General features: G+C 69.5%; 10 protein-coding genes. 8 read left to right on the forward strand and 2 right to left on the reverse strand.

The window, feature by feature from the left end; all coding sequences use genetic code 11:
• Nucleotides 1-55 precede the first annotated feature (55 nt).
• Nucleotides 56-553: a DoxX family protein gene (locus BWO91_RS04815; RefSeq protein WP_079001585.1), complete on the reverse strand. Its 498-nt coding sequence runs from the start codon at nucleotides 551-553 to the stop codon at nucleotides 56-58.
• Between the two features lie 217 nt (nucleotides 554-770).
• Between BWO91_RS04815 and lysS the strand changes: the two genes are divergently transcribed.
• The 7 genes from lysS to BWO91_RS04845 all read left to right on the forward strand — a co-directional run bounded on the left by lysS (nucleotide 771) and on the right by BWO91_RS04845 (nucleotide 12,022).
• Nucleotides 771-2,291 (forward strand): lysine--tRNA ligase, encoded by a 1,521-nt coding sequence (lysS, locus tag BWO91_RS04820; protein ID WP_079001587.1) that lies wholly within the window; start codon nucleotides 771-773, stop codon nucleotides 2,289-2,291.
• 41 nt (nucleotides 2,292-2,332) lie between these two features.
• Nucleotides 2,333-2,479, forward strand: a complete 147-nt coding sequence (locus BWO91_RS19600; protein WP_153303387.1) for a hypothetical protein — start codon at nucleotides 2,333-2,335, stop codon at nucleotides 2,477-2,479.
• A 100-nt stretch (nucleotides 2,480-2,579) separates the two neighbouring features.
• Nucleotides 2,580-2,777: a hypothetical protein gene (locus BWO91_RS04825; protein WP_213014309.1), complete on the forward strand. Its 198-nt coding sequence runs from the start codon at nucleotides 2,580-2,582 to the stop codon at nucleotides 2,775-2,777.
• A gap of 78 nt (nucleotides 2,778-2,855) precedes the next feature.
• Nucleotides 2,856-4,325 carry a cardiolipin synthase gene (gene cls / locus BWO91_RS04830; protein WP_139205336.1) on the forward strand — a complete coding sequence of 490 codons (1,470 nt, stop codon included), beginning with the start codon at nucleotides 2,856-2,858 and terminating at the stop codon, nucleotides 4,323-4,325.
• 139 nt (nucleotides 4,326-4,464) lie between these two features.
• Nucleotides 4,465-8,004 (forward strand): SdrD B-like domain-containing protein, encoded by a 3,540-nt coding sequence (locus BWO91_RS04835; protein ID WP_079001588.1) that lies wholly within the window; start codon nucleotides 4,465-4,467, stop codon nucleotides 8,002-8,004.
• Nucleotides 8,005-8,183: 179 nt separating this feature from the next.
• Entirely contained in the window at nucleotides 8,184-9,320 is a 1,137-nt protein-coding gene (locus BWO91_RS04840) for a hypothetical protein (RefSeq protein ID WP_079001590.1), read from the forward strand.
• Nucleotides 9,321-9,493: 173 nt separating this feature from the next.
• Nucleotides 9,494-12,022 carry an ATP-dependent Clp protease ATP-binding subunit gene (locus BWO91_RS04845; RefSeq protein WP_064294324.1) on the forward strand — a complete coding sequence of 843 codons (2,529 nt, stop codon included), beginning with the start codon at nucleotides 9,494-9,496 and terminating at the stop codon, nucleotides 12,020-12,022.
• Nucleotides 12,023-12,149: 127 nt separating this feature from the next.
• Here BWO91_RS04845 and BWO91_RS04850 read toward each other — a convergent pair whose 3' ends face one another.
• Entirely contained in the window at nucleotides 12,150-13,076 is a 927-nt protein-coding gene (locus BWO91_RS04850; RefSeq protein ID WP_064294323.1) for a Ppx/GppA phosphatase family protein, read from the reverse strand.
• A 283-nt stretch (nucleotides 13,077-13,359) separates the two neighbouring features.
• Between BWO91_RS04850 and BWO91_RS04855 the strand changes: the two genes are divergently transcribed.
• The gene (locus BWO91_RS04855; RefSeq protein WP_079001592.1) at nucleotides 13,360-14,736 is read left to right on the forward strand and encodes a glucose-6-phosphate dehydrogenase; all 1,377 of its coding nucleotides are present in this window, start codon (nucleotides 13,360-13,362) and stop codon (nucleotides 14,734-14,736) included.
• The last annotated feature ends 74 nt before the right edge of the window (nucleotides 14,737-14,810 follow it).

Below are 14,810 nucleotides of genomic sequence, written 5' to 3' on the forward strand. Positions count from 1 at the left end.
CCGCCCGCCCACCCGAGTCGGGGCGGGCGGGCGGGTCCGAGTCAGCCGACCCGTGTCAGCGGCTGCGGCGGCGACGGATCAACGCGTCGACGGCGAGTCGGCCCGGGCCCGCGAGGGTGAGCGCGAGCGACGCGAGTGCGAGCAGCATGACGTACTCGAAGCCACCGTCGGCGGCGTAGAACCCCGCCGGCAGGTGCACGAGCACCATCGCCACGGCCATCGTCACCGCGAGCAGGGCTCCCACGATGCGCGTGCCGAGGCCGACGATGAGCAGCAGGCCACCGACCACCTCGAGACCGGCGACGACGACCGCCGCGACCTCGGGAGCCGGGATCCCCATGCCGCCGAACCCGGAGGCGACGCCAGGGATCGAGTCGACGAGGAACTTCTGGAGCCCGTGCGCGATGAAGACCACGCCGAGGGCCAGGCGCAGGAGGAGGAGACCGGCGTCGATCCCCGCCTGTCCGCGCGGCGCGGCGGGGGAGGCCGGGACCGGTGGGACGGTGGTGGCGTCGCGGTGGTCGGTGTGCTGGTGGTCGGAGAGCGTCGTCATGACGAGCCTTTCGAGTTCGTTTCCGGCGTCGGTGCCCCCGATCGGGACTCCTGTCCTTCGAGCCAAGCACGGCCCGGGTACCCGGCGATGTCCTCCGAATGGTTGTTCGCAGACCCTTGTCAGGCCGTCGATAGCCGGTTCATAGGAAGCCGGCCGTGCGCGCGGCCCGCACGGTCCCCGGTAAACTCCAGTGACCGCACGAGGAGAATCCCACCGCATGACTGACACGACGCCAGAGCCGATCGACGACGCAGCAGAGCAGGCAGAGCTCTCCGAGCAGAAGGCCGTCCGGCTCGCGAAGCGCCAGCGCCTCATCGACGAGGCGACGTCGGGTGCCGGTGGCGCCTACCCCGTCACCCTCCCCATCACCGACACGATCCCGGCGGTGCGCGCCCGCTTCGGTGAGCTCCAGCCCGATGAGGCCACCGGCGTCACCGTCGGCGTCGCGGGCCGCGTCGTGCACCTGCGCAACACCGGCAAGCTCTGCTTCGCCAGCCTCCAGTCGGGCGACGGCAGCCGCATCCAGGCGATGGTGAGCCTCGCCAGCGTCGGCGACGAACAGCTCGCGGCCTGGAAGGAGCTCGTCGACCTCGGCGACCACGTCTTCGTCTCCGGCGAGGTCATCTCCAGCCGCCGCGGCGAACTGTCGATCATGGTGGCCGAGTGGACCATCGCGGCGAAGGCGATCCTGCCCCTGCCGAACCTCCACAACGAGCTCAACGAGGAGACGAGGGTCCGGAGCCGGTACCTCGACCTCATCGCCCGCGACCAGGCGCGCAAGAACGTGCTCGACCGGGCCAAGACGGTCGCGAGCCTCCGCCAGACCTTCACGGAGCGCGACTTCGTCGAGGTCGAGACGCCGATGCTCCAGGTCATGCACGGTGGAGCCTCGGCCCGCCCGTTCGTCACCCACTCGAACGCGTTCGACACCGAGCTCTACCTGCGCATCGCGCCCGAACTGTACTTGAAGCGCGCCGTCGTCGGTGGCATCGACCACGTCTACGAGATCAACCGCAACTTCCGCAACGAGGGCGCCGACTCCACGCACAGCCCCGAGTTCGCCATGCTCGAGGCGTACGAGGCCTACGGCGACTACGGCACCATGGCCGACCTCACGCAGACCCTCATCCAGAACGCCGCGCTCGCGACGAGCGGGAGCCACGTCGTCACCTGGGCCGACGGCACGCAGTTCGACCTCGGTGGCGAGTGGGACCGCATCTCGATGTTCGAGAGCCTGTCGGCCGCGGCGGGTGTCGAGATCACTCCGCAGACGCCGATCGAGGAACTCAAGGCGCTCGCCGAGCGTGAAGGCGTCGAGGTCCCGCACCCCATCCACGGCAAGTACGTCGAGGAGCTGTGGGAGCACTTCGTCAAGGGTGGCCTCGAGCGCCCGACCTTCGTCATGGACTTCCCCGTCGACACGAGCCCGCTCGTGCGCGCCCACCGCTCGATCGAGGGCGCCGTCGAGAAGTGGGACCTCTACGTCCGCGGCTTCGAGCTCGCCACCGGCTACTCCGAACTTGTCGACCCGGTCGTGCAGCGCGAACGGTTCATCGAGCAGGCGAAGCTCGCCGCGCAGGGCGATGTCGAGGCCATGCGTCTCGACGAGGAGTTCCTGCGGGCGCTCGAGTTCGGGATGCCGCCGTCCGGCGGTATGGGGATGGGCATCGACCGTCTCCTCATGGCGCTGACCGGTCTCGGCATCCGCGAGACGATCCTCTTCCCCCTGGTCAAGTAGCTGCCACCCGGCAGCACGACCACCGACAGTCAGGCGCGACGATGAGCATGATGGACCCCGGCGACCACCAGGACCCGAAGAAGCAGGGGCCGACGACGGCGCGCATCACGATCTGGATCGTGGTCGGCGGGATCGGCCTGTACCTCGTCGTCAGCGGTCTGTGGGGCGCTCTCGCCGGAGGCTCCTGAGCCGGGTGCGCGCCCGTTCGGGATCGCGCCACCACGTCGTTCCGGTCTCTGAGCCGGCTCTCCGGTCCCTGAGCCTGTCGAAGGGCGGTACGATTGACGGGTGATCGAAGACTACTGGCTCAACGCGCTCTGGTCGCTGCTGCCCACCGTGGTCGTCGGCATCATCTTCTGGGTCGTCATGCGCGCCATCCTGCGGTCCGACCGCAACGAGCGCAAGGCGTACGCGCAGGTCGAGGCGGAGCAGCGCGCGAAGCTCGGTCTCCCGCCGGTCGAGCCCTCCGGCCCCCGCGAGGTCTGACCCGCACGTATCACGTGGCGAGGTCGCCCCACAGCTGTCCGGCATGGTCAGTAGGCTGGAGCCTCGGCAGCTGAGCGGATGGGCGACATGACGATCGAGTTCTCCTGGAACTGGCTGGGCATCACGGCCCTCGTCCTGGACTTCATCATCCGTGTCATCGCGGTGATCGTCGTCCCGCGCAACCGGCGCCCCACCGCGGGGATGGCCTGGCTGCTCGCGATCTTCCTCATCCCGTACGTCGGTGTCATCGCCTTCCTCCTCATCGGGAACCCGAAACTCCCGCGGGCGCGCCGGCGGAAGCAGTACGACATCAACGTCTACATCCGCCAGACGACGCGCGACCTCGTCAAGGCGAACCTGACGTCGAACGCGCCGGCCTGGTTCCGCTCGGTCGTGACGCTCAACCGCAATCTCGGATCGATGCCGCTGCAGGGCGGGAACACCGCGAGTCTCATCGGTGACTACGAGGCATCACTCCACGCCATGGCCGAGGAGGTCGACCGCGCCGAGCAGTTCGTGCACGTCGAGTTCTACATCCTCACCTGCGACCGCACGACGAAGCCGTTCTTCGACGCCCTCGAGCGTGCGGTGGCCCGCGGTGTCACGGTCCGAGTGCTGCTCGACCACTTCGCGAGCTGGCGGACCCCCGATTACAAGCACACGCTGAAGCGCCTCACCACGATGGGTGCCCAGTGGGCGCTCATGCTGCCGCTCCAGCCGTTCAAGGGCAAGTTCCAGCGTCCCGACCTCCGGAACCACCGCAAGATGGTGATCGTCGACGGCGCGGTCGCGTTCATGGGCTCGCAGAACATGATCGACCGGAGTTACAACAAGCCGGGCAACATCAAGCGTGGTCTCCAGTGGCAGGAGCTCATGACGCGGGTGGAGGGCCCCGGGGTCGCGGGGATCAACACGATCTTCCTGAGCGACTGGTACAGCGAGACGGGCGACGTCCTGTCCCACGAGGTCGGCCTGCTCGAGGCCCGACCGGTTGGGGACCTCGAACTGCAGGTCGTACCGAGCGGGCCGGGGTTCGACGGCGACAACAACCTCAAGTTGTTCCTCACCCTCATCTACGCGGCGCAGCGGCGCATCGTCATCACGAGTCCATACTTCGTACCCGACGAGTCGTTGCTCGCAGCGGTCACGACCGCCGTCCAGCGCGGTGTGCCGGTCGACCTGTTCGTCTCGGAGATCGGCGACCAGGCGATGGTGTGGCACGCGCAGCGCTCCTATTACGAGGCGCTCCTGCGGGCCGGCGTGCGGATCTTCCAGTACCCGGCGCCGTACATCCTGCATGCGAAGCACTTCACGATCGACGACGACGTCGCCGTGATCGGATCGAGCAACATGGACATGCGTTCCTTCGGCCTCAACCTGGAGGTCTCGCTGATGGTCCGCGGTCGCGAGTTCGTCCAGGAGATGCGGGGCGTCGAAGACGGATACCGGGAGATCAGCAAGGAGCTGACGCTCGCGGAATGGTTGAAACAGCCGCTGCGGTCGACGGTGCTCGACAACCTCGCGAGGCTCACCTCCGCGCTCCAGTAGGCGTCACCCGTCGCCGCACCGACGCCCCGATCATCCGACAGCTGCCCGTCTTCGTCCGGAGCTGTGGATATCCCAGATATCAGTCGACCACATTGTGTAACGTGTGACCGCCCCCTCTCGTCAAGAAGGTCGGACCCACGTGAACACCATCCTCTTCCGCAGGGCGCTCGGCGCCCTGTCCGTCGCCGCCGTGACCGGGGGCGCGCTGCTCCCGGCCGCGACGCCTGAACCCGCGGCCGCGCCGGCGCCCGACATCGTCTCGGCCGCCACCGACGTCTCGGACCGGGCGCTCGGGCTCACCACCGTGCTCCAGCGGACCGCCACCGGCAGCGTCCCGTTCGACGCCGAGCCGGGGCCCGGGCTCGACGTCTCTCCGGACGACCCCGTGCTGCGTTCCCACGACGCGGTCACCTACACGATCGAGGTGCAGCTGCGCGGTGCCGCCGAGGACGACCGGGTGGTCGTCCGTCAGCGCCTACCCGAGGGACTCCGATGGCCGCCCGTCGCCCAGCTCCCGGGGTACTGTGCCGCGGGCTCGACCGTCAGTGACGATCGCTCGGTCGTCGACTGCGTGCGGACCGACGTCCTGCCGAACTCGGTGAGCGCGATCGACCTCACGGCCGTGCTCGCATCCTCCCCGCCGAACGGCACGGTCATCACCGCGCCGCAGAGCGGGATCGAGACCATCGCGATCGACGCGGCCGACGGCTCGGAGATCCGTGCCAGCACGACCGCACCCGATCTCGTCGTCAGCAGTGCTCCCCGCGTCAACGTGGGTGTGAAGCGCGGTCCGATCGTCGCCGACGTCACGGAGCGCGACGGCACGCGAGGCTGGTACGTCGCGCACGACACCGCCCTCTCGGTCACCGGGTTCGGCACCGACGAGGGCCGTGGCGCCCGCGGGTCCGGCAACGTGGTCGAGGACGTGACCTTCCGGATCGACCTCGGCGGGTATCCGGCCGGCACCCGCCTGGCCACGGTGAACCCCGAGGGACGACCGGTCTCGAACAGCTGCCTCGTCGGCGCCTTCGACACCGCGGTCTTCCCGAAGGCCGGCGGCGGGGGCACCGACGCGGTCACGGATTCCGGGACCTGGTCCTGCGAACTCGAACCCGATGGTCGTTCCGCGCTCGTCACCATCAGCGGCGCCGATCTGAGCGGCGACCACATCCCGACCCGGTCCGCCTCGGGCGCCGCGATCACCGCGCAGGGTTTCCTCGCGATCGGCCGGTTCGGCGTGTTCGTGCCCGAGTCCGTGGTGCCGTCGAACGGCTCCCTCCCGGTGCGGCTCGACCTCACCGACCTCGACGTCCGGGGTGTCACCGCCGACGGGACACCCCTCCCGAACGCCCCCGAACCGCTCACCGACAACGCGGCCAACGCGACGATCGCCCAGCGCACCGGTGGCGGCGAGCACACGACGCGCTACGTCGACCGCCGGACGGAGAACCGTCTGGTACCGGGGCAGAGCACGGCCGGCTCCGGAGACGGGCCCGTCGCTGGCGGACAACGCTTCGAACAGACGGTCGCCTGGAACAACACCACGACGAGCCCCCTCACGGGAGCGGTGCTCTGCGCGGTCTTCGACCCGGCCACGCAGCGCGTCGGTGAGCGTCCCGGAGGCGGTGCCCCGGCCGAGTCCCGGACCACCGGTGGGCCCGTGATCGTCGAGTACGGCACGACGCCGAGCGTCGACACGACGGCCGACGCGGAGACCCGCCAGGCGCAGATGGACGCGACCACCTGTGAGGACGCCGACGACACCTGGGTCTCGGACCCGTCGCTCGTCGACACCGAGGACATCACCAGGGTCCGTCTCCGCCCGGTCGACGGTGTGCTCCCGCCCCGGACGGGCGTCACCCTGTGGGTACAGCTCCAGGCGGTGCCGGGCCTCGAGGTGGGCACCCGTCTCACCGAGACCTACAGTGTGAAGTCCTCCGGCAATGGGGAGGACCGTGAGTCGGCGAGCTCCTGGGTCGAGGACGGCTGGTGGCACGGACGGTATCGCGCCACCGACGACAACGCCCAGTACCCGCGAGGCGATCAGCTGGTCGCCGCGAACGCGGCGGTCGCTCTGAACAAGCGCGCGACCTCGCCCCAGGTCGCTCCCGGCGCACCGGCCCCCATCGCCGCCGGCTCCCCGATCACCTTCGAGGTCCGGCCGGAGATCGTCACGCCGGACGGCGTGGCCGACCGGGCTGCGGGTGTCACCGTCTCGGACTCCCTACCGGCCGGCTTCGTCTTCGACGCCGGATCGGCGACGCCGCCCGCGACGACCGCTGTGGCGCAGCCCGATGGGAGCACGCTCCTCACCTGGGACCTCGGTCGGATCAGGAAGGGCGCGGAGCCGGTGATCACCTACACCGCGATCTCGGATCGCTTCGTGGTGGGCCAGTTCCTCAATCGCGCGATCGTCGCGAGTCCCGACGACCCCGGATCGCTGTCGGACTTCCCGGCGGACGCCGGCAGACTCGACGCCCACTACTCCTGGCAGTCGATGGTGGTCAGCACCCCCTCGGGGCTGCAGATCGACAAGCACGTCGCCCGGTCCGTCGTCGAGTTCGGCGACGCGGTCGAGGTCGACGTCGTCTTCGGGAACATGAGCGCCGGCGCCGTGCAGCGCGAGGTCCGGATGATCGACGTCCTCCCGTACCCGGGCGACGAACGCGGCTCGACCGGGCAGGGCGTCCTGGCTGGTCCGGCCACGTCGGACGGAGCGGACCTCCGCTATACGGCGGCCCCCGGTGACGCGGTCGCGAGCCACGTCGACCCCGTCGTCGACGACGGCTTCGGCACCCTGCCGGACGGAGCACGGTGGTGCGCGGCGGACGAGTTCGGCACGACCGGGTGCCCGGCGTCCATCGGAGCGGCGACCGCGATCGAGGCCACCGTCGCCGAGCTCGCGCCGTTCGCGCCGGTGGTCGTCGACTACGAGCTGACGACCACCGGTGCCGCGGTCGACGCCCGGTTCGTGAACGACGCCGTCGTGCACTCCGCGACGCAATCCCTCGGCGCACAATCGCCGCAGGTCGCGGCCCGGTTGGTGAGGTCGGCGCTCGGGGAACGCATCTGGTGGGATCTCGATGCGAACGGGCTCGACGACGACGGGCTCGACGGGACGCCGGGGCCTGGTGTCGCAGACGTCGAGCTCGAACTGACCGGCACGGACAAGCACGGTGAGCCCGTCACCCGGACCGCCACGACCGACGCCGACGGCCGGTACCGGTTCGATGCGCTCCGCTCCGGCGCCTACCGGATCGACGTGCGACTCCCGGACGACCTGGTGGCCGATGCCACGTCGCCTCGGGTCGGCGACGACGATCTCCGGAACTCCGCGATCGACCCGGCGGAGTGGGTCATGTCGGACATCGTGATCGCGGACCCGTCGCCGAGTGGAGCCGACGGCGAGGATCTCCGTTGGAACGGAGGGCTCATCGCGACCGAGCCCGGGACCGGCCCGGATCCTGAGGGGCCGGGCGTGACGCCGGGTGGATCGGAGGGCTCGACCGGTCGGGACACCGCGAGTCCGCTCGCCGTCACCGGCGTCGGGCTCACGACCGGGGCACTGCTCGCGGCCGGCCTGCTCGTCGTCGCCGGTCTGCTCGTCCTGGCACTGCGGCGGACGCGACGGCTCGTCGCATCGGAGCAGCCGACGGACGGCCCGGTCACGACCGAGTGACGAGGCCGTGAGTCGGGCCGCGGGATCGATGTCCCGCGGCCCGACCCGGCTCCGAATGTCCGCAGAATCGACCCCGGACCGAGGGGTGGGCGCTCCCTATACTGGGGTCAAGTCAGGCCCACGACGGCGTCGCCTGCTCCCGGTCGACCCTTCGCCTGACGCGATCGAAGGAGGCATCAGTGCACCACACCGATATTCCGACCCGCTCCGACATCGTCGAGCTCGCCACCGCTCGCGAGCCCGGCAGCGTGTCGATCATCCTCGCGACGAGCACCAACCCCTCGGATACGAGCCATATCCGCCTGGACCTCAAGAACCAGGTGAAGGTGGCGGTCGAGCAGCTGACGGCCGCGGGAGCAGACCGGGCGGCGATCGCGGCGTTCACGCAGACGGTCGACGACCTCCAGGAGGATCCGGACTTCCTCCGCTACCTGTCCTCGAGCCTCGCGCTCTACATCAGCCCGAGTCTCACGCGCTACTTCCGCGTCCCGAACATCCTCCAGTCCTGCACGGAGGTTTCGGACCGCTTCTTCATCAAGCCGTTGATGCGTGCGCTCACCTTCCCGCAGTCGGCCTACGTCCTGGCGCTCGCGCAGAGCGGTGTGCGACTCGTGGCCGTCTCGCGCGATCTCCCGGCCACGAGCATCGAACTCGAGGGTGTCCCCGCCGACGTGGCCGCGGCCGCTGGTGTCGACTCGATCCGTGGTCGCGGTTCCGACGGACGCAGCCCCCAGGGACGCATCCAGGGCTCCGAGGGACAGAAGGTCCGGATGCAGGAGTACGCGCAGGCGATCAACAAGGCGTTGTCGCCCGTGCTCGCCGGTTCGAAGGAGCCGCTCATCCTTGCGGGCGCCGAACCGATGACGGGGATCTTCCGGTCCGTCTCGAGTTACAAGCACCTCGTGAAGCCCGAGATCGAGGGCAACCAGCAGGAGCGCTCCGACGAGCAGCTCGCCGCAGCAGCCCGCCCGATCCTCGACGAGCTGTACGCCGCCGAACTGCGCGCGCTGTGCGAGGAGTTCGGCACCCGCGCGTCGAACGGTCGTGCCGTGACCGACCTCGGCGACGTCGCACGTGCCGCGACGGCGAACGCGGTCGACACCCTGTTCGTCGACATCGACAGCAACCTGCCTGGCACGGTCGACGAGACCACCGGTGTCGTCACGCTCGCCGATGACGCCGACGCGACGAACTACGGCGTGATCGATGAGATCCTCCGCCGGGCGCTGCTCTCCGACGCCCGGATCCTCGCCGTCCGTGCCGACGACGTCCCCGGTGGGGGCGCCCTCGCGGCGACCGTCCGGTTCGCGGTCTGACCGAGCCGCGATCAGCCGACACCCGCAGCGCACGTGCCCGGTGCACGTGCGCTGCGGCGTTCCCGGTGGCCGCGCATCACGCCCACGGCGAACAGGGGCGAAGAGAGCTGCGGCGGTCGTTACGCTCCTACTAACGGCATCACCACCCTGCCCGGTGCCGGAGGAGAGTGATCATGTTCGAGAGATTCACCGACCGTGCGCGTCGTGTCGTCGTCCTGGCCCAGGAAGAGGCCAAGATGCTCAACCACAACTACATCGGGACCGAGCACATCCTGCTCGGCCTCATCCACGAGGGAGAAGGAGTCGCCGCCAAGGCGCTCGAGTCCCTCGGGATCTCCCTCGATGCCGTGCGCGAGCAGGTCACCGACATCATCGGCACCGGCCAGCAGCAGCCGACGGGACACATCCCGTTCACGCCGCGCGCCAAGAAGGTGCTGGAGCTGAGCCTGCGCGAAGCGCTGCAGCTCGGCCACAACTACATCGGCACGGAGCACATCCTGCTCGGCCTCATCCGCGAGGGCGAGGGCGTCGCAGCCCAGGTCCTCGTGAAGCTGGGCGCCGACCTCAACCGTGTGCGCCAGCAGGTCATCCAGCTGCTGTCCGGCTACCAGGGCAAGGAAGCAGCCCCGGTCGGCGGCAACCAGAGTGAGCAGCAGGCGCAGGGCGGGTCGCAGATCCTCGACCAGTTCGGCCGCAACCTCACGCAGGCCGCGCGCGACAACAAGCTCGACCCGGTCATCGGTCGCGACAAGGAGATGGAGCGGGTCATGCAGATCCTCTCCCGTCGCTCGAAGAACAACCCGGTCCTCATCGGTGAGCCCGGCGTCGGCAAGACCGCCGTCGTCGAGGGTCTCGCCCAGGCGATCGTCAAGGGCGATGTCCCGGAGACGCTGAAGGACAAGCAGCTGTACTCGCTCGACCTCGGCTCGCTCATCGCCGGTAGCCGCTACCGCGGTGACTTCGAGGAGCGCCTGAAGAAGGTCACCAAGGAGATCCGCACCCGCGGCGACATCATCGTCTTCATCGACGAGATCCACACGCTCGTGGGCGCCGGTGCCGCCGAAGGCGCGATCGACGCGGCCTCCATCCTCAAGCCGCTGCTCGCCCGCGGTGAGCTCCAGACCATCGGTGCCACCACGCTCGACGAGTACCGCAAGCACTTCGAGAAGGACGCCGCACTCGAGCGTCGCTTCCAGCCGATCCAGGTCATGGAGCCGTCGCTGCCCCACACGATCAACATCCTCAAGGGGCTGCGCGACCGGTACGAGGCACACCACAAGGTGTCCATCACCGACGGCGCGCTCGTCTCGGCGGCGAACCTCGCCGACCGCTACATCTCCGACCGCTTCCTGCCCGACAAGGCCATCGACCTGATCGACGAGGCCGGCGCGCGCCTGCGTCTGTCGATCCTCTCGAGCCCCCCGGAGCTGCGCGAGTTCGACGACAAGATCGCCGGCGTCCGCGAGGCCAAGGAGACGGCCATCGAGGAGCAGGACTTCGAGAAGGCGGCGTCCCTCCGCGACGAGGAGAAGAACCTGCTCGGCGAGCGTCTGCGCCTCGAGAAGCAGTGGCGCTCGGGCGACGTCAAGACGACCGCCGAGGTCGACGAGGGCCTGATCGCCGAGGTGCTCGCCCAGGCGACCGGCATCCCCGTCTTCAAGCTCACGGAAGAAGAGTCCTCGCGACTCGTCTTCATGGAGAAGGCGCTGCACCAGCGGGTCATCGGTCAGGAGGAGGCCATCTCGGCGCTCTCCAAGACCATCCGCCGCACGCGTGCCGGCCTCAAGGACCCGAAGCGTCCCTCGGGCTCGTTCATCTTCGCCGGCCCCACGGGTGTCGGTAAGACCGAGCTCGCGAAGGCGCTCGCCGAGTTCCTGTTCGACGACGAAGGCGCGCTGATCTCCCTCGACATGTCGGAGTACGGCGAGAAGCACACGGTCTCGCGACTGTTCGGTGCTCCTCCCGGGTTCGTCGGCTTCGAAGAGGGCGGCCAGCTCACCGAGAAGGTGCGCCGCAAGCCGTTCAGCGTCGTGCTCTTCGACGAGATCGAGAAGGCCCACCCCGACATCTTCAACTCGCTCCTCCAGATCCTGGAAGAGGGCCGGTTGACGGATGGTCAGGGTCGCGTCGTCGACTTCAAGAACACCGTCATCATCATGACCACCAACCTCGGTGCTCGCGACATCGCCGGTGGTCCGGTCGGCTTCCAGATCGAGGGCAACGCCTCGACCGGGTACGACATCATGCGCGGCAAGGTGAACGAGGAGCTGAAGAAGCACTTCAAGCCCGAGTTCCTGAACCGTGTCGACGACATCATCGTGTTCCCGCAGCTGTCGAAGCCGGAGCTCCTGCAGATCGTGGACCTGTTCACGAAGCGTCTCTCGGAGCGTCTGCTCGACCGCGACATGACGATCGAGCTCACGCTGCCGGCGAAGGAGCGCCTCATCGAGGTCGGTTTCGACCCGACCCTCGGTGCTCGTCCGCTGCGTCGTGCGATGCAGCGCGAGGTGGAAGACCAGCTCAGCGAGCAGATCCTCCACGGCGAGCTCAACGCCGGCGACCACGTGCACGTCGACTTCGTGAACGGCGCGTTCGCCTTCACGACCTCGGCTCGCGGTGAGTCGGTCGGTGCCGGCGTCAACGCGCAGGCGTCGCTCGGTACGGGTTCGGCCACGCCGGACCTCGCGATCACGGGCGAATAGCCCCGAGTCACCGAAGGCCCCCACTCCGCGGAGTGGGGGCCTTCGTCGTGCCGGGACGTGTTCGTTCGCCCATCCTCGGGCGATTCGGCGCTCACGCGCCCGAACCTGGGCGAGCGAACGATGGCGGTCAGCCGAGGCGGTCGAGGTACCGGAGGATGATGCCCTCGCGGAGCGCCCAAGGGGAGACGTCGAGCTCGCGGACGCGGAAGGCGGCCATCGCCTCGGACAGGACGATCCCGCCGGCGACGATCTGGAAGGTGCGGTCGGCGGTGATCCCGGGGAGCGCGGGGCGGGCCTCGGCCGGGATGCGGGCGAGCCGGGGGATCCAGTCGTCGAGCTGGCTGCGCCGGAGCAGCGACCGTTCGGTGCCTCCGATGCCGTCGGCCACCGATCCGGCGAGGCGTGCGAGGGAGCGGATGGTCTTGGACGACCCGACGACGTGATGGGCGTCGGGCTCCTCGGCGAACGCGGGGAGCGCTGCGGTGAGCACCTCGCGGGCGTGTAGGCGGAGTGCCTCCTGCTGTGCGGCGGTCGGCGGGTCGTCGTGGAGGAAGCCCACGGTGGAGCGGCCGGCGCCGAGCGGGAGGGAGATCGCGACATCGGGATACTCGTCACCGCCGGCTGCGATCTCGAGCGAGCCGCCGCCGATGTCGAGGAGGAGCATCTCGCCGGCCGACCAGCCGTACCAGCGGCGGACGGCGAGGAAGGTGAGCTTCGCCTCGTCGTCACCGGAGAGGACCTGCAGGGCGATGCCGGTCCGTTCCTCGACGAGGGCGAGGACCTCCGGCCCGTTCGTCGCCTCACGGATGGCCGAGGTCGCCATCGAGAGCAGTTCGTCGAGGCCGCTCTCGCGGGCGATCGCTGCCGCTGCACCGATCGACTCGAGGATGACGGCGACGCCCTCATCGCTGATCGATCCGTCCGGGGTGAGGTATCGCATGAGCCGCAGCACCGACTTGTGCGACGACTGGGGGATCGGCCGCGCTCCTGGGTGTGCATCGACGATGAGCAGGTGGACGGTGTTCGATCCCACGTCGAGGACTCCGAGTCGCATGCGCTCACAGTACTGCCTGCTCGCCTGCGTCCGTTGTGGTCGGTCGCCAGCGCGGTGCGCTGACGTGAGCGCGGGTCCAGTGCGTGAGCGCGGGCCTCCGGAGGGGCGCGCTCACGCGCTGGACCCGCGGTGAGGCCGATCCCGCGCCACTCGCGTCGGCGCACCGCGTTGACGCCCAGAACCCTGCGCTCGCGTCGGCGCACCGCGCTGGGCCGGGGTGGGGTGGACCTCGGGAGGACGCAAGGCCGCGCGACCTCGTCGGCGCACCGCGTAGGATCGCCGCATGACCGCCGCCACCTCGGAATCCTCCGCCCCTCGAACCCTCGTGATCCTCGGCGCCGGGGGCGATCTCACGGCCCGACTCCTGCTGCCCGGACTCGCGTCGCTCCTCGCCTCCCCGCGTGGCGAGGCGGTGCGCCTCATCGGAGTCGACCGCTCCGAGTCGAGTGATGAGGCCTGGCGGAAGCGCGTCGAGACCGCGTTCGCCGACGCCCCGTCGAAGCTCGCCGAGACGATCGTCGCCGAGACCACCTACGTGCAGGCCGACGTCTCCGACCCGGCGTCACTCGAACAGGTCCTCGCGGCGGCCGGACCGAACGTCGCCCTCTACTTCGCGCTGCCGCCCGCCATCACTCTGCTCGCGTGTAAGGCGCTGCGGAAGCTGGAGCTCCCCAAGGGCATCATGCTCGCCCTCGAAAAGCCGTTCGGGACCGACTACGCCTCCGCCCGCTCGCTCAACCGCCTGCTCCAGCACCTGGTGCCGGAGGAGCAGGTGTTCCGCGTCGACCACTTCCTCGGCAAGTCGACGGTCCTCAACCTGCTGGGCCTCCGCTTCGCGAACCGCATCTTCGAACCGCTCCTCTCCGCCGACAACGTCGAACGTGTCGACATCGTCTTCGACGAGCAACTGGCGCTCGAGGGTCGCGCCGGGTACTACGACCGCGCGGGCGCCCTGATCGACATGATCCAGAGTCACCTGCTCCTCGTCCTCGCGTTCGCGGCCATGGAGCCACCGGCGAGCGTCGATGCCGAGGATCTACGTGGCGGCATGGCCCAGGTGCTGCGGGCGACCCGACCGTGGAAGACGAATGGCACGGAGAGCCGACGTGCACGCTACGGCGCCGGGACGATCGGCGACCGCGAGCTGCCCGCCTACGTCGACGAGCAGGGCGTGGACCCGTCGCTCCACACGGAGACGCTCGCCGAGATGACCCTCGCGATCGACAACTGGCGTTGGGCCGGTGTCCCGTTCGTGCTGCGGTCCGGGAAGGCGCTGGCGGACACCCGTCAGGAGATCGTCTTCACCTTCAAGCCGGTGCCGCACCTCCCGTCCGGCCTGCACGGGATGAAGACCCCGGCGCGGCTCCGCATCGGCCTGAAGCCGGCGTCGCTCGACCTCGACCTGATGATCAACGGTGAGGACGACCCCTTCGAGCTGGACCCGGTCGCCCTCCACGCCGAACTCCAGGCCGGGCAGCTCAGCGCCTATGGCGAGGTCCTGTCGAGCATCCTTGAGGGTGATCCCACCCTGTCGGTGCGCGGTGACGTCGCCGAGCAGTGCTGGCGGATCGTCGCGCCGGTCCTCAAGGCGTGGCGCAAGGACGAGGTGTCGATCGACACCTACCCGGCCGGCACCGCGGGTCCGAGGTCCTGGCGCTGATCCCGACCTCGTGATCCGATGTCGTCACTCCGGTGTCCGGCGTCCGGCGCCAGCGCGGTGCGCTGACGTGAGCG

The sequence above is a fragment of the Plantibacter flavus genome (assembly GCF_002024505.1).
GTDB classification, from domain to species: Bacteria; Actinomycetota; Actinomycetes; order Actinomycetales; family Microbacteriaceae; genus Plantibacter; species Plantibacter flavus_A.